We start from the raw sequence: 18453 nt of genomic DNA on the forward strand, positions 1-18453 counted from the left end.
CCAGATTCAGCCTTGCAAGCCCTTCGTTTAACTTAACTCATTGATTAACAAGAAGTTTTTGAAGCGCTTCATCGCTGAAGTGGCGCGCATTCTACCGCCAGCAGAATGCGCGTCAAGCTTATTTTGCAGTTTTGTTACTCAGCCTTGAGGGTGACGCGCGCAAAGGCCTTCTTGCCAGCCTGGCAGACATGGGTCGAACCCACCTTGAACAGGAAGGCGCGATCGACCACTTCACCATCGACGCGCACGCCCCCCGAACCGAGCAGATCGCGAGCCACGGCAGCATTCTTGACCAGGCCTGCCTTATTAAGGACGGATGAGATCGGCATATCTTCAGCCGAAACCAGCTCGACCTCGGGCAGATCCTCCGGCAGCTCACCATCCTTCATGCGATTGCCCGCAGAGCGGTGCGCATTGGCAGCCGCCTCTTCGCCATGGAAACGCGCAACCAGTTCCTCTGCCAGCTTGATCTTGATGTCGCGCGGGTTAGCGCCCTGCTCGACATCACGCTTGAACTGCTCGATCTCTTCCATGGAGCGGAAGCTGAGCAGTTCGAAGTAACGCCACATCAGAGCATCCGGCATGGACACCAGCTTGTTGTACATCACGCCCGGTGCCTCCTGGATACCCACATAGTTACCCAGCGACTTGGACATCTTCTTCACGCCATCGAGACCTTCCAGCAGCGGCATGGTGACGATGCACTGCGATTCCTGCCCATAGGCGCGTTGCAGTTCGCGCCCCATCAGCAGGTTGAACTTCTGGTCGGTGCCGCCCAGCTCGACGTCAGCCTTGAGCGCAACGGAGTCATAGCCCTGCACCAACGGGTAGAGGAATTCGTGAATGGCGATCGGCTGGTTGCTGGTGTAGCGCTTGTCGAAGTCGTCGCGCTCGAGCATGCGCGCCACGGTGTACTGTGACGCCAGACGGATGAAGTCAGCCGGCTTGAGCTGATCCATCCAGGTGGAGTTGAAGGCCACCTCGGTCTTGCTCGGATCGAGGATCTTGAACACCTGCTGCTTATAGGTCTCGGCGTTATCCAGCACCTGCTCGCGAGTAAGCGGCGGACGAGTAGCGCTCTTGCCACTGGGATCGCCGATCATGCCGGTGAAGTCGCCAATCAGGAAGATCACCTGATGACCGAGCTCCTGGAACTGGCGCAACTTATTAATAAGGACGGTGTGGCCGAGGTGCAGATCAGGCGCAGTCGGATCGAAACCTGCCTTGATCCGCAGCGGCTGACCACGCTTGAGCTTTTCGACCAGCTCAGCCTCAACCAGAACCTCTTCCGCACCACGCTTGATCAGCGCCAGCTGCTCTTCGACCGACTTCATGACAAACCCGCAACCACTGGAAATTGAAAGGGAACCAACCATACAAGATCATGAACTAATTACAAGTTTTGCCCAGGGTAAACGCCCTGAGCACACGCTCGGCATGTCAAGGGTTGCCCCAAGCCGATTTTGGTTATATTTTATACAGTTAATGCACATTCCAAGAAAACGCCTCACGCCATGACGCAAAATATTCCTAAAGCCCCGCCCTACCCTAAGAGCCACATCCTGGCTGCTAGCGGTGTAGCTGCGCTGCTGAGCCTGGCTCTGCTGGTGTTTCCTTCGCGTGAAGTCGAAGCGCAGAAAACCTTTCTCGATCTGGATCTCGGCAACGACGCCGAGATGGTGCTGCAGGAAAAGGACGACCTTCGAGCGGGACTGCCAGTGCCAGGCGCCGCCTCTCCCTTCGCCAAGATCGAGCAGAGCGCGGACACCGCCGAAAACAGCGCAGAAGACGCTGACGAGAATCTCCTAGAAACAGCCGACACTCCCCCTCCTTCCGACCCCAACCACCACAACATCACGGTTAGCAATGGCGATACCCTATCCACCGTATTCGCCAAAGTCGGCCTGAGCGCCAACGATTTGCACGAGGCGCTCAACAGTCACAAGGACGCCAAGCAGTTCAGCCGTCTCAAGGTGGGTCAGGTGCTGGAGTTCGAACTGAACGAAGACGGCACGCTGAAGAATCTGCAAAGCAAGCTCAGCGACCTGGAAACCATTCGCCTGAGCCGTACCGACAACGGCTTCGACTTCCAGCGCGATCAGGTCAAACCCGAGGTGGTCACCACCTATAGCCGCGGCGTGATCAATAGCTCGCTGTTCCTCTCTGCAAAGCGTGCAGGTCTGTCGCATAGCCTGACCATGGACCTGGCCAACGTCTTCGGCTACGACATCGACTTCGCCATGGATATTCGCGAAGGCGACGAGTTCGAAGTGATCTATGAAGAGAAGGTGGTGAACGGCAAGCGTGTCGGCACCGGCAACATTCTCTCGGCGCGCTTCACCAACCGTGGCAAGACCTACACCGCGGTGCGTTACACCAACAAGCAGGGCACCACCAGCTACTACAACGCCAATGGCGAAAGCATGCGCAAGGCGTTCATCCGTACCCCGGTGGACTTCGCCCGCATCAGCTCGCGTTTCTCCACCGGCCGCAAGCATCCGATCCTGAACAAGATCCGGGCGCACAAGGGTGTCGATTATGCAGCACCGCATGGCACGCCGATCAAAGCGGCCGGCGACGGCCGGGTGACTCTGGCCGGCCGCAACGGCGGCTACGGCAACACCGTTATCATCCAGCACGGTCAGCGCTATCGCACGCTCTACGCGCACATGCAGGGTTTCGCCAAGGGCATTCGCAATGGCGCGAACGTCAAGCAGGGGCAGATCATCGGCTACATCGGCACCACCGGCCTGTCCACAGGACCGCACCTGCATTACGAGTTCCAGGTCAACGGTGTACATGTCGACCCGCTCAGCCAGAAGCTGCCGATGGCCGACCCCATTGCCGCGAGCGAGAAGCAGCGCTTCATGCAGCTGAGCAAGCCGCTGATGGCACGCATGGACCAGGAAAAGGCCACCATGCTGGCCTCCAACCAGCAATAAGCCGTGCCCCTCTATATTGGCGTGATGTCCGGGACCAGTCTGGACGGACTGGACATCGCGCTGATCGATCAGGATCAGCGCTCCCGTCTCCTCGCCACGCTCTACCGCCCCATGCCGGAACGACTGCGCAGCGATCTGCTGGCGTTGTGCTCCCCTGGGCATGATGAGCTGGCTCGCGCGGCCATTGCCGAACAGCATTGGGTGGAACTGGCTGCCGCCGCCATCAACGAGTTGCTTGAGCAACAGAACCTGAGCGCACAGCAGATCCGCGCCATCGGCAGTCACGGCCAGACCGTGCGCCACGAACCGGCGCGCGGCTTCACCATTCAGATCGGCAACCCGGCGCTACTGGCCGAGCTCACCGGCATCAGCGTGGTCGCGGACTTCCGTCGCCGCGATGTGGCCGCTGGCGGTCAGGGTGCTCCTCTGGTCCCGGCCTTCCACCACGATCTGTTCGGCGATGGCCAACGGCACGTCGCGGTGCTCAATGTCGGTGGCTTCAGCAACCTCAGCCTGCTTTCACCCGGCCGTGAGGTCCTGGGGTTCGACAGTGGCCCGGGCAACGTTCTGCTCGATGCCTGGATTCAACATTGCCTGGGGCTTGCCTATGACCGAGACGGCGCCTGGGCGGCCAGCGGTAGCGTTGACAACGAGCTGCTGACGCGCCTGCTGAGCGATCCCTTCTTCGCCACTCAGGGCCCGAAGAGCACTGGTCGGGAGCTGTTCAATCTCGATTGGCTGCTTGGCCATCTGCAAACCTTACAGCCACTGGCCAGTGAGGACGTTCAGGCGACTCTCGTGGAACTCACCGCGCGCAGCATCGTCGGCGCGCTACGCGGCGCTCAGGCGCAGACAGACGTTCTGCTGGTCTGCGGAGGTGGCGCTCACAATGCCTGCCTGATGAAGCGCCTGAGCGAGATGCTGCCGAACACGGAAGTCAGCAGCACCGCTGCCGAAGGCGTGGACCCGGACTGGGTCGAAGCCATGGCCTTCGCCTGGCTGGCGCACTGCGCCCTGGAAGGCATTGCGGGCAACCGCCCGAGCGTCACCGGCGCGAAGGGCCTGCGCGTTCTCGGCGCCATTTACCCCGCCTGAAAACGAAAACGCCGCGCATCGAGCGCGGCGTCCGCCACCAGTCATAGACCTCAGATCGAGAAGGACGACCCACAGCCACAGGTGGTGGTGGCATTGGGGTTCTTGATCACGAAACGCGATCCTTCCAGCCCCTCCTGATAGTCGACCTCGGAGCCCACCAGATACTGGAAGCTCATGGCGTCGACCACCAGGCTGACGCCCTCGCGCTCGACGATGGTGTCGTCTTCGGCTACATCCTCATCGAAGGTGAAGCCGTACTGAAAGCCCGAGCAACCGCCGCCCGTGACGAACACGCGCAGCTTCAGACGCGGATTGCCTTCTTCATCGACCAGAGTCTTCACCTTGCTGGCCGCACCCTGGGTGAAGTGCAAGGGGGCAGGGGTGAAGGTTTCGACGCTCATGCTATAACTCCCGGCGCCATGCGCCACACTGCGTTGGCAGGTTCATGAAACCACCTGCGTTGCCTGGCCGTCATCAACGACAGCCTGCTGGGCACGCATTATCCGCTTGCCCTAGAAAATTGGTCAACTATTGCTCGACTTCCAGCGAGGCAGGAAGCTCGAGTGGACGTTCGCCGTCCTTGAGGTGGCACAGGCGCCCCTCGATTTGCGCCCCCATGGCCATTTCCATCAGGCCGTACTGCAGGTTGCCGCGAACCCGGGCGCGTGCCCCCAATTCCAGATGGCCACTGGCGAACACGTCTCCGTTCACCTCGCCGTCGATCACGATATGGGGTGCACGTATCTCACCTTCAACCACGCCACCAACACTGACGCGTACCAGCCCTTCGCTGGCCAGCAGATTACCGGTGACCCGACCATCCACCTGCACTGCGCCCTGAAAGCGCATGTCGCCTACCAGCTCGGCACCCGCAGCAATCAGACTGGTCTTGCCGCTGAAACGCTGCAGGTCGGGTTTGGTCTTGTCTTTACTCCACATGGGGGGTTACCGCTCCTGATTTTATCCATTCGAATGTACGGCTCAGCGGCTTGTCGCCCTCGACCTCCGCCTGAACCTTGACCTGACGTGGCTCGAAGCCGTCAGGCAGTTGTAGCTCGCCGAAGCGCCCCGCCTCGGGGAAAGACTGGAAGTGCTTGAAGGAGAACGGGATGCTGCTCTCGCTCACTTCGTCGGACAGCGCGGCCAACTCCAGGGTCGCCGACTTGCCGTTCTGCTGCCCCTCGACGGTGATACGCAAACGCCCCTGCAATGCCTCGTCACTGGCGCCGACTCGGCTCATCAGCAATTTGTAGCGAAATCGCTGCGGCTGGTCCGTGGCTTGCAGCTCGAAGGCGCGAATGCGCATGCCCTCGCGACGACTGGCCGGCGCCAGCACGCCCTTGTAGAAGGCCAGGTCCTGTTGCTGCTTGAAGATCTGTTCCTCCAAGAGCTTGATGGTCCGCCTGTTCTGCTCCATGGCCTGCTGGGTGACCTTGTCGCTGCTGCCAACCACCGCAAGGCGCTGACGCAACAGCTCCAGCTCCTGATCCTGCTCGGCGAGCCGGGCCAGCAGCGCTTGCGTGTCCTCGGGCCTTTGCTGGGGCTGCGCCTGCGGCCAGTGCCAGCCCAGAGCAAAGGCCGCCGGCACGGCGAGCACCAGCATCACCAGCAGCAGGCGACGCCTGCGTTCCCGTCGCGGATCGCTGAGGCGGACCTCCCAGCCCGGTGTCACGGCAGCAGGGCCGCGTGCGACAGACCAAGACGTTCGTCGAGACCGAAGAGGATGTTCATGTTCTGCACGGCCTGGCCGGAGGCGCCCTTGACCAGGTTGTCGATCACCGACAGGACCACCACCAGGTCGCCGCCCTGCGGGCGGTGCACGGCGATGCGGCAAACATTGCCGCCGCGCACGCTGCGGGTTTCCGGGTGACTGCCGGCCGGCATCACGTCGACGAAGGGCTCGCCGGCATAACGTTTCTCGAACAACGCCTGCAAATCCACCGAGGTATCGGCCACGCGAGCATAGAGAGTCGCATGGATGCCGCGGATCATCGGCGTCAGGTGCGGTACGAAGGTCAGGCCGACCTCGCCACCAGCGGCCAGGCGCAGCCCCTGGCGAATTTCCGGCAGGTGACGGTGGCCCTTGACCGAGTAGGCTTTCATGCTCTCGCCCGCCTCGCAGAACAGCGAAGCCACGCTGGCGCCACGGCCGGCGCCGCTGACGCCACTCTTGCAGTCGGCGATCAGGCTGCTTGCATCGGCCAGGCCGGCTTCCAGCAACGGGATCAGGCCGAGCTGGGCCGCGGTCGGATAGCAGCCGGGGACGGCGATCAGGCGCGCCGTCTTGATCGCCTCGCGGTTGACCTCGGGCAGGCCGTACACGGCCTCGCTCAGCAGCTCGGGCGCGCCGTGCGGCTGGCCGTACCACTTGGCCCACTCCTCGGCGTCCTGCAGGCGGAAGTCGGCGGACAGGTCGATCACTCGCGTGCCGGCAGCGAGCAGCTCACCGGCCAGGGCATGGGCGACGCCGTGCGGGGTGGCGAAGAACACCACGTCACAGGCGCCCAGGGTGGCGACGTCCGGCACGCTGAAAGCCAGCTCCGGATAGTGGCCGCGCAGGTTGGGGTACATCTCGTCGACGCGCAGGCCGGCCTCGGAACGGGAGGTGATCACGGCCACCTCTGCCTGCGGGTGTTGCGCCAGCAGACGCAGCAGTTCGACACCGGTGTAGCCCGTGCCGCCGACGATACCGACCTTGATCATCACATGCCCCTTGCAAAAGCCATTGGAAAGCTGCCGATGATAAAGCCGCATCGGCCAAGCTCCAACCGCAGAGGTGACGCAGGCCGTCGCCTGCCTCTACTATCGAGACCATTTTTCAGCGTGAGAGGCGAAAATGCTCTATCTCTGGCTCAAGGCTCTGCACATCATCGCCATGGTCTGCTGGTTCGCCGGCCTGTTCTATCTGCCGCGCCTGTTCGTCTATCACGCCATGAGCAGCGATGCCGCCAGTCACGAACGTTTCTGCATCATGGAACGCAAGCTGTATCGCGGCATCATGATGCCGTCGATGATCGCCACGCTGGCATTGGGCATCTGGCTGCTGACGCTCAATCCCGGATATTACTTCAGCCAGGGCTGGATGCACGCCAAGCTCACCCTGGTGGTGGCACTGGTGATCTATCACCACCTGTGCGGCGCCCAGCTCAAGCGCTTTGCCCGCGGCGAGAACAGCCGCAGCCACGTGTTCTATCGTTGGTTCAATGAAGCGCCGGTGCTGGCCCTGCTGGGCATCGTAATCCTGGTCGTCGTCCGCCCTTTCTGAGGAGTTCGCCATGTCTCTGCCCGCCCTGCTCGAACAACGCCTGCGCCTGCCTCTGGTAGCTGCGCCGATGTTTCTGGTGTCCAACCCGGCACTGGTCAGTGCCTGCTGCAACAGCGGCATCGTCGGCAGCTTTCCAGCACTAAACCAGCGTGAGAGCGCCGGCTTCGCTGCCTGGCTCGACGAGATCGAAGCCAGTCTTGCGGCTGACGCCGCGCCCTTTGCCGTCAATCTGATCGTGCACAACAGCAACCCGCGGCTGCAGGCGGATCTGGCCATCTGCGTCGAACATCGCGTGCCCATCGTCATCACCAGCCTGGGCGCGGTCAAGGAAGTGGTCGATGCCGTGCACAGCTATGGCGGCCTGGTGTTCCATGACGTGACCACCCGCCGTCATGCGGAAAAGGCCGCCGAGGCCGGTGTGGATGGCCTGATTGCCGTGGCAGCCGGCGCTGGCGGCCATGCCGGTACCTGGAGCCCCTTCGCCCTGCTGGCGGAGATTCGGCAGTTCTTCGACAAGACCGTGCTGCTGTCCGGCTGCCTCAATCACGGCCACGAAATTCTCGCTGCCCAGCTGCTCGGCGCCGATCTGGCCTATATGGGCACACGCTTCATCGCCACCACCGAGAACAATGCCTCGGCCGATTACAAGCATATGATCCTCGACGCACGGGCCGCCGATATCATCCACACGCCCGCCGTATCCGGCGTGCCGGCCAGTTTCATGCGCCAGAGCCTGGAGCAGGCCGGCTACGACCTGAAACAGCTGCAGAACAAGGGCGACATCAACTACGGCGAGAAGCTCAAACCGATGGACGAAGAAGCCAAGGCCTGGAAGACCGTCTGGTCGGCCGGCCAGGGCGTCGGCGGTATCGACGACCTGCCGTCGGTCCAGGAGCTGGTAGCGCGGCTCGACCGCGAATACCGCGCCGCGCTGACACGCAGCCAGCAGTTGGGACAACGCTGGCCGCGATGAAGCGCCGCCACCTGCTGGGGCTGAGCGCACTCGGACTGCTCGGCGGCTGGGCGCTGCGACCGGGCGATCACGGGCGCGAGCATGACGCCTACTTCGCCGTACTCAACCGGCACCTGCAGCGCGACGGCGAGGGCGTGCCGACCCTGCTGCTCGACCTCGACCGGCTCGATGCCAATGCCGACCTGCTGGCGGCACGGTTGGCTGGTCGCCTCGAACTGCGCCTGGTCGCCAAGTCCCTGGCCAGCACCGGTCTGCTGGAGTATCTGGCCAAGCGCCTGCAAACCCAGCGCTTCATGGTCTTTCACCAGCCGCAACTCAATCGCCTGGCCAAAAGCTTTCCGCAGGCCGACCTGCTGCTGGGCAAGCCCATGCCGGTGGCCGCGGCACTGAATTTCTATCGCCAGCTGCCGCAACACCTGGGTTTCGCTCCCGACCGCCAGCTGACCTGGCTGATCGACAGCGAGCAACGCATGGCGCAGTACGCCGAACTGGCCAAGGCGTTGGGACGACCGCTGCGCATCGCGCTGGAGATCGACATCGGCCTGGAGCGCGGCGGCTTCGCCACACCACAGGCCCTGGCTCAGGCTATGCAGCAGCTTCACCAGCTACCAGGGCTGCAGCTGCAAGGGCTGATGGGGTACGACGTGCAGGTCGCCCACACCCCACCCTGGCAAGGCCAGGTCAAAGCATTTACCGCAGCCGACACACGCTATCGCCAGTTTATCGCCAGCGCCCAGGCGTTCAGCGCGCTATGGCCGACTAAACCGCTGTTAAATGGTGGCGGCAGCCTGACCTACCCGCTGCACAGCCAACAGCACAGCGCGCTCAATGAAGTCGCCATTGGTTCTGCCCTGCTCAAGCCCGCGGAGTTCGACACGCCCTTGCTGCAGGAACATCAGCCGGCACTGTGGATCGCCAGCCCGGTACTCAAGGCGCTCGACGGCGCCCTGCCCTACCTGCAGTCGCTGCAGCCGCTGCTCGCAACCTGGAACCCCAACCGCCAGCACGCCTATTACCTCTACGGCGGTCGCTGGCCGGCGCAGCCCGTTTCACCGGCAGGTCTGGACTACGATGCGCTGTACGGCCGCAGCGCCAATCAGGAACGCCTGATCGGCAGCGCTGCCACGCGCCTGACCGACCAAGACTGGGTATTTCTGCGCCCGGCGATCAGCGAAGGCCTGCTCGGTGATTTCAGCGAAATACGTCTACTACGCCGCGGCCAACTGGTCGGTCGCTGGAGCACAATGGGCAATGCCTGAAATTCCTCGGTAGCGAGGCCTCAGGCCGCTTGTATACTGGCCTTACGGCACTCTAGGCTTATGCCTCGCCTGGCGCCGAACGGGCGCTTCGCTCACCTCAACTTCCCGCCGACAAGGAAGCTCGCATGAACCCACCGCGCTACAAGATAGTGTTCGACGGCCAACTGATGCCCGAGGCCTCGTTGGAAATGGTCAAGACAAACCTGGCCCGCCTGTTCAAGAGCGACCTTGCCCGAATAGACAGCCTGTTCAGCGGCACGCCGGTGGCGCTCAAGCGTGATCTGGGCGAAGGCGAGGCGGAGCAGTACCTCACCGCGCTGCAGAGGGCGGGAGCCAAGGTACGCAAGGAGCTGGATCAGGCCGCCAGCCTGAGCCTGGTGCCGACCGAGGCTGAAACCGTGCAGGCCGAGCAGGTCAAGCAGGCCGCTGCACCGCACATGACCTGCCCGAAATGCGGCCATGAACAAGCCAAGGCAGCGGAATGCTCGGCCTGCGGCATCATCATCGAGAAATACCTCGCGCGCCAGGCGCAACTGGCCGAAGCCGCTCCAGCTCCAGCAGCTGTCGCAACGGCCGCATCGCCCTATGCACCGCCCCAGGCGAATGTCGCCGAGCAGTTGCCGCAGTACTCCGAACTCAAGGTGCTCGGCGTCAGCGGCCGGATCGGTCGCGTGCGTTACCTGGGCTGGCTGATGGCGATGACGCTGTGTTTCATCCCGATCATGTTGATCGGTACCGGCATTGCCGCGATGTCCTCGACCCTGGCCATCCTGGCGCTGGGCATCGTCAGTATTGCCGCGGTGGTGATCGGTATCTTCATCGGCGTGCAGCGCCTGCATGACATCGGCTGGTCCGGCTGGTTGCTGCTGGTGCACCTGATCCCGGTGGTCGGCAGCGTGTTCGCCCTGCTGATGCTGATCATTCCGGGCACCCAAGGCGTCAACCGCTACGGCCCACCACCGCCCCCCAACAGCACCGCAGTGAAGATCCTGGCCTGGTTGTTCCTGCTGGTGCCAGTGACCGGCATCATCGCCGCCATCGCCCTGCCCCAGTACCAGGGGTACGTCGAGCGTGCCGCCGAATATCAGGAGCGGTAACCCCTCTACCATGCGCAGTTATGCATTGATCACCGGCGCCTCCAGCGGCATCGGCCTGGCCCTGGCCGAAGCCCTGGCGCGCCGGGGTCGCAATCTGATCCTGGTAGCACGCAGGCGTGACGCCCTAGAGAGCATCGCCTGCGAGTTGGCGCAGCGCTTCGGCGTCGAGGTGCTGTTTCGCCTGTGCGATCTGAGCGAGCCGCTGCAGCTGTCCGGCCTGTTACTGGAGCTGGAAGAAGGTCAGTGGCAGATCGACCTGCTGGTGAACAATGCCGGCCTGGGTTGCGCCGGCCCGTTCCTCGAGCAGGACTGGAGTCGCGAACTGGAACAGCTGGAGGTCAACGTGCTGGCACTGACCCGACTGTGCCATGCGCTTGGCCAGCGCATGGCCGAGCGAGGCGGCGGACAGATCCTCAACGTCGCCGCGGTGGCCGCCTTTCAACCAGGCCCCTGGATGAGCAGCTACTACGCCAGCAAGGCCTATGTGCTGCACTTTTCCGAAGGCCTGCGCGAGGAGCTGAAAAGCCGCGGCGTGCGCGTGTCGGTGCTCTGCCCCGGGCCAACCCACAGCGCCTTCTTTCGCGCGGCGCAGATGGACGTCAGCCGTCTTGCCGGCAGCAAGCTGATGATGAGCGCCGAGGAGGTGGCGCTGATCACCGTGCGCGCGCTGGAAAAGAACCGCGCCATCATCATTCCCGGTTGGCGCAACCGCCTGCTGGCACTGAGCCCACGCCTGGGGCCACGCTGGCTGGTGCGCAAACTCAGCGGCCGCCTGACCCGTCCGTTCACCGGCGTCAGCCGGCGTTGACCGTGCGCCCGTCGGCCCACTGGCGCAACGCCGTCAAACGCTCGGCCATCACTACAGACAAAGGCGCCGTGCTCTGCAGCGCACGCAGCAGCAGAGCCTGATCGACCGCCTGTTGCTGCGCCTGCCCGGCGTACAGCGCGCTGACCACGGCCTGCTCGATCTCCGCACCGGAAAAACCCTCGCTGGCCGCGGCGAGCTGCGCCAGGTCGAAGCCGGCGGGCTCCAGTTCGCGGCGCTGCAGGTGTATTCGGAAGATATCGGCGCGCACCTCGGCATTAGGCAGATCGACGAAGAACAGCTCGTCGAAACGCCCCTTGCGCACCAGCTCAGGCGGCAGGCGGTCGATGGCATTGGCCGTGGCGACAACGAACACCGGCGCCTTGCGCTCGGCCATCCAGGTCAGCAGGGTGCCCAGTACACGCTGGCTCACGCCACCGTCATGGTCGCCACTGGCCAGGCCTTTCTCCACTTCGTCCATCCACAGCACGCAAGGCGCCATCTGTTCGGCCAGGCGCAACGCCTCGCGCAGGTTGCGCTCGGTCTCGCCGAAGAACTTGTTGTACAGACAGGCAAAATCCAGGCGCAGCAGCGGCAGGCCCCAGAGACCGGCGACCGCCTTGGCCGCCAGGCTCTTGCCGCCGCCCTGCACGCCAACCAGCATCACCCCCTTGGGTGCATCGATGCCCTTGCCTTCGAGAAAGCCGGCCTGACGCTCGGCCAGCCAGCGCTTGAGATTGAGCAGGCCGCCGACATCGGCAAAACGTGCGGTGTCATATTCGAAGCTGAGCACGCCCTCCAGATCCAGCAGCTGGAACTTGGTCTTGTTCAGCTCGGGGATGTCTTCCTGGGTAATCGCCCCGTCATCGCAAATGACGTTGCGCGCCAGCGCACGCGCTTCGGCATGACTGAGGCCGCGCAGGTTCTTCACCACCTGCTGCAGGGTGCGGTTGTCGGTGCGCACGCGTGAGCCGCGGTTACGCTCGCTCCAGCGCGTCGCCTCGTCACGCACGATGCTCAGCAGTTCATCCTCCGACGGCAGCGCCAGACTGAAGCGCGCCGCGTAACGCTGTACTTCGGCCGGCAGCTTGAGCGCATGCGACACCAGCACCAGCGTCGGCTTGTGCGCTGCCTCGTTCATGGCAATTTCCTTGAGCAGGCGCACCAGCCGGGGGTTGTCATCGAGAAACGGATGCAGATCGCACATCACGTAGAGGTTCGGCTGCGGATCGGCCTTGATCATGCGCAACGCCGCTTCCGGTTCCAGGGTTGGCGACTCGTCGACCGGCGCGCCGCCGAAGCCCAGGCGCTGCAAGCCCTCGGTTACCGACCAGGTGTGCAGGCCAAGGCCGCGCCTGACCGCCAGGCCGGTCAGGGTTTCCAGCACGCGCATCTCGTCCCAGGACTCGATCACCACCAGCTTGACCTTGGAATCCAGCACCAGCCCCAGATCATGAATATCGTTCTTCAACACCTGCTCCTTGTGAGGTTTGGCCAGTCAACCGTGCAGGGTTACTATCCGCGGTTTCGCAGAATCGGAGCTCACAGCATGGACCGTCTGAACAGGCAGATCGTCGCCGCAGGTTTCGCGCCGTGCAAGTGCTGAACGCGCGCCGCGTCACAGCCGTCGTATCCATTGCCATCGCCACGGGTGCGCTGCTGGTGAACCGAGCGGCCGTCGCCATCGAGGCCATCAGCGATCCGCTATCCAGCGGCGGCCAGGGCCCTGAAATGGTGATTGTTGTGGCTGGCGAGTTCGCCATGGGCGATGCCAGCGGTCGCGGCAATGATAACGAGCGCCCGCCACGCACCATCGTTTTCGATCAGCCCTTCGCCATCGGTCGCTACGAAGTCACTTTTGCCGACTGGCAGAAGTACGCCGAAGCGAACAAGTTGCCCATGCCCGATAACGAGGGTTGGGGCCTTTCGTCGCAGCGCCCGGTGATCCACGTGTCCTGGCGCGATGCCCACGCCTATACGCAGTGGCTGTCGCGCGAGACCGGCGCGCGCTATCGCCTGCCGACCGAAGCCGAATGGGAGTATGCGGCGCGTGGCGGCAGCCAGAGCTACTACTGGTGGGGCGACGAACTCGACAGCAACGAGCAGGCACCGCGCGCGCATTGCCGCGGATGCGCCAGCTCGCGCCTGCTGCGCAACAAGACGGCAACCGTGGGCCAGTTTCCGCCCAATGGCTTCGGCCTGCATGACACCGCGGGCAATGTCTGGGAGTGGACGGCTTCAAGCTATACGCAGCGCTTCGACGGCAGCGAAACGCAGAGCGCCGGGCTGCTCGACAACAGCCCGCGAGTGGTGCGCGGCGGCGCCTGGAACAGCGGCCCGACCTACCTGCGCAGCAGCATGCGCGACCTAAAGCAGCCGCATCATCGCGACTATGCGCTGGGGTTTCGTGTGCTGCGCGAACTGCCCTGAGCGCGGACGTCCCCCTCACTTTGCAGTAGACTAGCCGCGTAGTGTTTTTCGGAGGTGCCCCATGGCCAGCGAACGCCAGTATTCCCCCGTCGACCGTCTGCTGCTGCAAGCCGATGCCGCGCTGCGTACCCTGCTGCCCTTCAGCGGCGCATCGGGCCGCCCTTCGCCGGCCATCGTGCAAAACGATACGGAACTGAGCAGCGAGGAATCACGCCATGTCGCCGGCCTGATGCGCATCAACCACACCGGCGAAGTCTGTGCCCAGGCGCTTTATCAGGGCCAGGCGCTGACGGCCAAGCTGCCGGAGGTGCGCAGCGCAATGGAACATGCCGCCGACGAGGAGATCGACCACCTGGCCTGGTGCGAGCAGCGCATTCGCGAGCTGGGCAGCCATCCCAGCGTGCTCAACCCCTTGTTCTACGGGCTGTCCTTCGGCGTGGGTGCGGTGGCCGGGCTGGTCAGTGATCGCGTCAGTCTGGGATTCGTCGCCGCCACCGAAGACCAGGTGTGCAAGCACCTGGATGAGCATCTGGAACAACTGCCCGAGCATGACGCCAAGTCACGGGCCATCCTCGAACAGATGCGCATCGACGAGCAGCAGCACGCCAACAGCGCCCTGGCAGCGGGCGGCGTACGCTTCCCGGCGCCGGTGAAGTTCGGCATGACCTTGCTGTCGAAGGTCATGACCAAGAGCACCTACCGCATCTGAAACGAACGAGGGCGCCAATCGGCGCCCTCGTCGTCTCCAGCGAACCTCAGCCCAGTTCGACGATTTCGTAATCGTGGCTGATGTCCACACCGGCACGGCCGAGCATGATCGAGGCCGAGCAGTACTTCTCTGCCGACAACTCCACCGCCCGCTTGACCTGGGCTTCCTTCAGCCCACGGCCCTTGACCACGAAATGCAGGTGGATCCTGGTGAACACCTTGGGCTCCTCGCCGGCGCGCTCGGCGTCGAGGAACACTTCGCAGCTTTCCACGGGCTGGCGCCCCTTGCGCAGAATGCTGACCACATCGAAGTTGCTGCAGCCGCCAAGGCCGATCAGCAGCATCTCCATCGGCCGAATGCCGAGGTTGCGACCGCCGGCATCGGGCGGACCGTCCATCACCACGGCATGGCCACTACCGGACTCGCCGAGGAACAGGGCTTCACCGGCCCACTGCACACGCGCTTTCATCGATATTGGCTCCCAGAATGGAAAAGGCCGGCAGATTAGCACAGGCGAGCCAGGCTTCGATGTGGCCCGAATACGCTAAAGTTCCCCTGGGTTGTGTTACCCAGGTCGCAAAAACCTTTCTAGTCATCGCATGTCTGTTAAGCTGGCGCCGGAATGCTGGCACACTTGGCCGGATAACTAATAAGAAATTGCCGTTGGACAAAGGCCTTCACTTTTCATATTCGGGACTCGGGCATGGTAGCTATTACCCTTACACCTAAAATCAAGAACCTCGACAAGCTTCTTGCGCATTGTCATCGTCGTCGTTACACCTCCAAAAGCACCATCATCTACGCAGGCGATCGCTGCGAAACCCTGTTCTTCATCGTCAAGGGCTCGGTCACCATCCTCATCGAGGATGACGACGGCCGCGAAATGATCATCGCCTACCTCAATGCCGGCGACTTCTTCGGCGAGATGGGCCTGTTCGAAAAGGAAGGCGCGGAGAAGGAACGCAGCGCCTGGGTTCGCGCCAAGACCGAATGCGAAGTGGCGGAAATCAGTTACGCCAAGTTCCGCGAACTGACCCAGCAAGACCCCGACATCCTCTTCGCCCTCGGCAGCCAGATGGCCGAGCGCCTGCGCAACACCACGCGCAAGGTCGGCGATCTGGCCTTCCTCGATGTCACCGGCCGCGTCGCCCGCACCCTGCTCGATCTGTGCAAACAGCCGGACGCCATGACCCATCCGGACGGCATGCAGATCAAGATCACCCGTCAGGAAATCGGTCGCATCGTCGGCTGCTCGCGGGAGATGGTCGGCCGCGTGCTCAAGTCCCTGGAGGAACAGGGCCTGGTGCACGTCAAGGGCAAGACCATGGTGGTGTTCGGCACGCGCTGAACCAGCCCAAAAGAAAAAGCCGGCTTGATCGCCGGCTTTTTCATGCGTGCTATTCGGGGTCGCTGCCGACCACCGCAGCGCGGCCGCGCTCGGGAAAGAACAGGCGCTGCAATTCGCTACCCGGATTTTCCGCGCGCATGAACGCCTCGCCGACCAGGAAGGCGTAGACCTCGCTGATCTCCATCAGCTCGACATCGGCGCGATTGAGAATGCCGCTCTCGGTCACCACCAGGCGGTCACGCGGAATGCGTGGCAGCAGGTCGAGGGTGGTTTCCAGGCTGACCTCGAAGGTGTGCAGGTTGCGATTGTTGATGCCCACCAATGGCGTATCCAGGGTCTGCAGCGCGCGCTCCAGCTCCTCGCCGTCATGCACCTCGACCAGCACATCGAGGCCGACGTCCTTGGCCACCGAGGCCAGTTCGGCCATGCGCACGTCATCCAGACAGGACACGATCAGCAGCACACAGTCAGCCCCCAGGGCGCGTGCTTCTACGATCTGGTAGGGATCGACCATGAAATCCTTGCGGATTACCGGTAGCGCGCAGGCCGCGCGGGCCTGCTGCAGATACTGGTCGGCGCCTTGGAAGAAATCGATATCGGTGAGCACCGACAGGCAGGTGGCACCACCTGCCTCGTAGCTGCGGGCGATATCGGCCGGGACGAAGTCGGCGCGCAGCACGCCCTTGCTCGGCGAGGCCTTCTTGATCTCGGCGATTACCGCTGGCTGCTTGCGCGCTGCCTGTTCCAGCAGGGCGCGGGCAAAGCCGCGCGGCGCATCGGTGGCGCGGGCGGCCGCCTCGAGTTCGGCGAGGCTGACCTGGGCGCGGCGCGCGGCAACCTCCTCGAACTTACGGGTGACGATTTTCTCCAGTACGGTTGGCACGCTCACCCTTCGTTCTCCTGTTTGAATACCGCGGTAAAGGACACCAGCTCCTCCAGCTTCTCGCGCGCCAGCCCGGTGTGCAGGGCGTCATGCGCCAGCTGGATACCTTCGCGCAGGCTGCTGGCGTGATCGGCAGCATAGAGCGCAGCGCCCGCATTGAGCACGATCATGTCGGCAGCCTTCTGGCCGTTCTCGGTCTTGCGCCGGCCGAGGGCATCGCGGATCAGTTCCAGCGACTGCTCGGCGTTGTCGACGGTCAGGCCGATCAGGCTCTGGCTCTTGATGCCGAAATCCTCGGGCTGGATGCGGTACTCGCTGACCACACCGTCCTTGAGCTCGGCGACGAAGGTCGGCGCGGCCAGGCTGATCTCGTCCAGGCCATCCTGCGCATGCACCACCAACACGTGCTCGCTGCCCAGGCGCTGCAGCACTTCGGCCATCGGCCGGCACAGCGCCTGGCTGAACACGCCGATGACCTGATGTTTGGCGCCCGCCGGATTGGTCATCGGGCCAAGCATATTGAAGATGGTGCGCAGACCCAGCTCGCGACGCGGGCCGATGGCGTGCTTCATCGCGCCATGATGGGACGGGGCGAACATGAAGCCGACACCGACGCTTTCCACGCAGCGCGCCACCTGCTCGGGCTTGAGCCCCAGGTAGACACCGGCGGCTTCCAGCAGATCGGCGCTGCCGCTCTTGCCGGATACCGCGCGGTTGCCGTGCTTGGCCACCTTGCCGCCGGCCGCCGCGACGACGAAGGCCGCTGCGGTGGAGACGTTGAAGATGTTCATGCCATCGCCGCCGGTGCCGCAGGTGTCGACCAGGCGCTCGGCATCGATCACCACCGGCGCGGCCAGCTCACGCATGACGCTGGCGGCGCCGACGATCTCGTCGATGGTCTCGCTCTTCATGCGCATGCCCATGAGGAAGGCACCGATCTGCGCATCGGTGCACTGGCCGGTCATGATTTCGCGCATGACCGCCTGCATTTCCTCGGTGGTCAGATCGAGCTGAGAGACGATGCGATTGAGGGCTTCCTTGATATTCATGCGCGCACGCCTCCGGTCTGCTTGAGGAAGTTGGCGAACAGTTCGTGGCCCTGCTCGGTGAGGATGGACTCGGGATGGAACTGCACGCCCTCGATGTTCAAAGTCTTGTGGCGCAGGCCCATGATCTCGTCGACCGAGCCGTCTTCATGCTGGGTCCAGGCGGTGATCTCCAGGCAATCCGGCAGGGTCTCGCGCTTGACCACCAGGGAATGATAGCGGGTCACGGTGAGCGGGTTGTTCAGACCGGCGAACACGCCCTTGTCCGCATGGAACACCGGGCTGGTCTTGCCGTGCATCACCTGGCGCGCGCGCACCACGTCGCCGCCATAGGCCTGGCCGATGCTCTGGTGGCCAAGGCAGACGCCGAGGATCGGCAGCTTGCCGGCGAAACGCAGGATGGCCTCGATGGACACGCCCGCCTCGGTCGGCGTGCACGGGCCGGGCGAGACGACAATGCGCTCGGGCTTGAGCGCTTCGATCTCGGCGATGCTCAGTTCGTCATTGCGGATCACGTGCACGTCGGCGCCCAGTTCGCCCAGGTACTGCACGACGTTGTAGGTGAAGGAGTCGTAGTTGTCGATCATCAAAAGCATGGTAC

Annotated in this window: 20 protein-coding genes; 10 read left to right on the top strand and 10 right to left on the bottom strand. The window is 63.5% G+C overall.

Features of this window, described 5'->3' with window-relative positions; all coding sequences use genetic code 11:
- Positions 1-134 precede the first annotated feature (134 nt).
- A complete protein-coding gene (tyrS, locus tag BLS61_RS21850) occupies positions 135-1334 on the bottom strand; it encodes a tyrosine--tRNA ligase (RefSeq protein ID WP_090434679.1) in 1200 nt (399 codons plus the stop codon).
- A 180-nt stretch (positions 1335-1514) separates the two neighbouring features.
- Here tyrS and BLS61_RS21855 point away from each other — a divergent pair, with 180 nt between their 5' ends.
- On the top strand, positions 1515-2942 hold the full coding sequence (locus BLS61_RS21855) for a peptidoglycan DD-metalloendopeptidase family protein (protein ID WP_090434682.1): 1428 nt from the start codon (positions 1515-1517) through the stop codon (positions 2940-2942).
- Positions 2943-2945: 3 nt separating this feature from the next.
- Positions 2946-4037 carry an anhydro-N-acetylmuramic acid kinase gene (locus BLS61_RS21860; RefSeq protein ID WP_090434685.1) on the top strand — a complete coding sequence of 364 codons (1092 nt, stop codon included), beginning with the start codon at positions 2946-2948 and terminating at the stop codon, positions 4035-4037.
- Positions 4038-4087: 50 nt separating this feature from the next.
- Here the strand turns inward: BLS61_RS21860 and erpA are convergent, their stop codons facing one another.
- The 4 genes from erpA to argC all read right to left on the bottom strand — a co-directional run bounded on the left by erpA (position 4088) and on the right by argC (position 6740).
- Positions 4088-4438: an iron-sulfur cluster insertion protein ErpA gene (gene erpA, locus BLS61_RS21865; protein WP_004373465.1), complete on the bottom strand. Its 351-nt coding sequence runs from the start codon at positions 4436-4438 to the stop codon at positions 4088-4090.
- A 127-nt stretch (positions 4439-4565) separates the two neighbouring features.
- Complete coding sequence (locus tag BLS61_RS21870; protein ID WP_090434687.1) at positions 4566-4976, bottom strand: bactofilin family protein; 411 nt, start codon at positions 4974-4976, stop codon at positions 4566-4568.
- Positions 4966-5709, bottom strand: a complete 744-nt coding sequence (locus BLS61_RS21875; RefSeq protein WP_244157994.1) for a DUF6776 family protein — start codon at positions 5707-5709, stop codon at positions 4966-4968. Before BLS61_RS21875 ends, BLS61_RS21870 begins: the two co-directional genes overlap by 11 nt.
- Positions 5706-6740 (bottom strand): N-acetyl-gamma-glutamyl-phosphate reductase, encoded by a 1035-nt coding sequence (gene argC, locus BLS61_RS21880; protein WP_090434862.1) that lies wholly within the window; start codon positions 6738-6740, stop codon positions 5706-5708. The genes BLS61_RS21875 and argC overlap by 4 nt, the downstream gene beginning before the upstream one ends.
- A gap of 133 nt (positions 6741-6873) precedes the next feature.
- Here argC and hemJ point away from each other — a divergent pair, with 133 nt between their 5' ends.
- From hemJ to BLS61_RS21905, 5 genes are all read left to right on the top strand, one after another.
- Positions 6874-7302 carry a protoporphyrinogen oxidase HemJ gene (gene hemJ, locus BLS61_RS21885; RefSeq protein WP_090434691.1) on the top strand — a complete coding sequence of 143 codons (429 nt, stop codon included), beginning with the start codon at positions 6874-6876 and terminating at the stop codon, positions 7300-7302.
- 10 nt (positions 7303-7312) lie between these two features.
- A complete protein-coding gene (locus BLS61_RS21890) occupies positions 7313-8275 on the top strand; it encodes an NAD(P)H-dependent flavin oxidoreductase (protein WP_090434695.1) in 963 nt (320 codons plus the stop codon).
- Entirely contained in the window at positions 8272-9534 is a 1263-nt protein-coding gene (locus tag BLS61_RS21895) for an alanine racemase (protein WP_090434698.1), read from the top strand. Before BLS61_RS21890 ends, BLS61_RS21895 begins: the two co-directional genes overlap by 4 nt.
- A 125-nt stretch (positions 9535-9659) precedes the next feature.
- Positions 9660-10631 carry a DUF805 domain-containing protein gene (locus BLS61_RS21900; RefSeq protein ID WP_090434701.1) on the top strand — a complete coding sequence of 324 codons (972 nt, stop codon included), beginning with the start codon at positions 9660-9662 and terminating at the stop codon, positions 10629-10631.
- Positions 10632-10641: 10 nt separating this feature from the next.
- Positions 10642-11439, top strand: a complete 798-nt coding sequence (locus BLS61_RS21905; RefSeq protein ID WP_090434704.1) for an SDR family NAD(P)-dependent oxidoreductase — start codon at positions 10642-10644, stop codon at positions 11437-11439.
- Here BLS61_RS21905 and BLS61_RS21910 read toward each other — a convergent pair.
- A complete protein-coding gene (locus tag BLS61_RS21910; protein ID WP_090434706.1) occupies positions 11426-12907 on the bottom strand; it encodes an AAA family ATPase in 1482 nt (493 codons plus the stop codon). The genes BLS61_RS21905 and BLS61_RS21910 overlap by 14 nt on opposite strands.
- Positions 12908-13029: 122 nt before the next feature.
- Here BLS61_RS21910 and BLS61_RS21915 point away from each other — a divergent pair, with 122 nt between their 5' ends.
- Positions 13030-13866, top strand: coding sequence for a formylglycine-generating enzyme family protein (locus BLS61_RS21915; protein ID WP_090434709.1), 837 nt, complete (start codon positions 13030-13032; stop codon positions 13864-13866).
- Positions 13867-13927: 61 nt separating this feature from the next.
- The gene (coq7, locus tag BLS61_RS21920; protein ID WP_090434712.1) at positions 13928-14575 is read left to right on the top strand and encodes a 2-polyprenyl-3-methyl-6-methoxy-1,4-benzoquinone monooxygenase; all 648 of its coding nucleotides are present in this window, start codon (positions 13928-13930) and stop codon (positions 14573-14575) included.
- A 46-nt stretch (positions 14576-14621) separates the two neighbouring features.
- Here coq7 and BLS61_RS21925 read toward each other — a convergent pair whose 3' ends face one another.
- Entirely contained in the window at positions 14622-15044 is a 423-nt protein-coding gene (locus tag BLS61_RS21925; protein WP_090434715.1) for an OsmC family protein, read from the bottom strand.
- A 234-nt stretch (positions 15045-15278) separates the two neighbouring features.
- Here BLS61_RS21925 and crp point away from each other — a divergent pair, with 234 nt between their 5' ends.
- Entirely contained in the window at positions 15279-15923 is a 645-nt protein-coding gene (gene crp, locus BLS61_RS21930) for a cAMP-activated global transcriptional regulator CRP (protein ID WP_024309681.1), read from the top strand.
- A 49-nt stretch (positions 15924-15972) separates the two neighbouring features.
- On the opposite strand, the gene trpC is transcribed toward crp, so the two are convergent.
- The 3 genes from trpC to BLS61_RS21945 are packed head-to-tail and all read right to left on the bottom strand — an operon-like array spanning position 15973 to position 18448.
- Positions 15973-16812: an indole-3-glycerol phosphate synthase TrpC gene (gene trpC, locus BLS61_RS21935; protein WP_090434718.1), complete on the bottom strand. Its 840-nt coding sequence runs from the start codon at positions 16810-16812 to the stop codon at positions 15973-15975.
- The gene (trpD, locus tag BLS61_RS21940) at positions 16809-17855 is read right to left on the bottom strand and encodes an anthranilate phosphoribosyltransferase (RefSeq protein ID WP_090434721.1); all 1047 of its coding nucleotides are present in this window, start codon (positions 17853-17855) and stop codon (positions 16809-16811) included. The genes trpC and trpD overlap by 4 nt, the downstream gene beginning before the upstream one ends.
- The gene (locus tag BLS61_RS21945; protein WP_090434723.1) at positions 17852-18448 is read right to left on the bottom strand and encodes an aminodeoxychorismate/anthranilate synthase component II; all 597 of its coding nucleotides are present in this window, start codon (positions 18446-18448) and stop codon (positions 17852-17854) included. The genes trpD and BLS61_RS21945 overlap by 4 nt, the downstream gene beginning before the upstream one ends.
- Positions 18449-18453 lie beyond the last annotated feature (5 nt).

Origin of the sequence: Ectopseudomonas guguanensis (genome assembly GCF_900104265.1) — a bacterium.
In the GTDB taxonomy this organism is placed as follows: Bacteria; Pseudomonadota; Gammaproteobacteria; order Pseudomonadales; family Pseudomonadaceae; genus Aquipseudomonas; species Aquipseudomonas guguanensis.

Excerpts from the sequence above, each read along its gene's own strand:
- tyrS (WP_090434679.1), bottom strand. The coding sequence starts at position 1,334 with ATGAAGTCGGTCGAAGAGCAGCTGGCGCTGATCAAGCGTGGTGCGGAA.
- BLS61_RS21855 (WP_090434682.1), top strand. The coding sequence starts at position 1,515 with ATGACGCAAAATATTCCTAAAGCCCCGCCCTACCCTAAGAGCCACATC.
- erpA (WP_004373465.1), bottom strand. The coding sequence starts at position 4,438 with ATGAGCGTCGAAACCTTCACCCCTGCCCCCTTGCACTTCACCCAGGGT.
- BLS61_RS21870 (WP_090434687.1), bottom strand. The coding sequence starts at position 4,976 with ATGTGGAGTAAAGACAAGACCAAACCCGACCTGCAGCGTTTCAGCGGC.
- argC (WP_090434862.1), bottom strand. The coding sequence starts at position 6,740 with ATGATCAAGGTCGGTATCGTCGGCGGCACGGGCTACACCGGTGTCGAA.
- hemJ (WP_090434691.1), top strand. The coding sequence starts at position 6,874 with ATGCTCTATCTCTGGCTCAAGGCTCTGCACATCATCGCCATGGTCTGC.
- BLS61_RS21890 (WP_090434695.1), top strand. The coding sequence starts at position 7,313 with ATGTCTCTGCCCGCCCTGCTCGAACAACGCCTGCGCCTGCCTCTGGTA.
- BLS61_RS21895 (WP_090434698.1), top strand. The coding sequence starts at position 8,272 with ATGAAGCGCCGCCACCTGCTGGGGCTGAGCGCACTCGGACTGCTCGGC.
- BLS61_RS21900 (WP_090434701.1), top strand. The coding sequence starts at position 9,660 with ATGAACCCACCGCGCTACAAGATAGTGTTCGACGGCCAACTGATGCCC.
- BLS61_RS21905 (WP_090434704.1), top strand. The coding sequence starts at position 10,642 with ATGCGCAGTTATGCATTGATCACCGGCGCCTCCAGCGGCATCGGCCTG.
- coq7 (WP_090434712.1), top strand. The coding sequence starts at position 13,928 with ATGGCCAGCGAACGCCAGTATTCCCCCGTCGACCGTCTGCTGCTGCAA.
- BLS61_RS21925 (WP_090434715.1), bottom strand. The coding sequence starts at position 15,044 with ATGAAAGCGCGTGTGCAGTGGGCCGGTGAAGCCCTGTTCCTCGGCGAG.
- crp (WP_024309681.1), top strand. The coding sequence starts at position 15,279 with ATGGTAGCTATTACCCTTACACCTAAAATCAAGAACCTCGACAAGCTT.
- trpD (WP_090434721.1), bottom strand. The coding sequence starts at position 17,855 with ATGAATATCAAGGAAGCCCTCAATCGCATCGTCTCTCAGCTCGATCTG.
- BLS61_RS21945 (WP_090434723.1), bottom strand. The coding sequence starts at position 18,448 with ATGCTTTTGATGATCGACAACTACGACTCCTTCACCTACAACGTCGTG.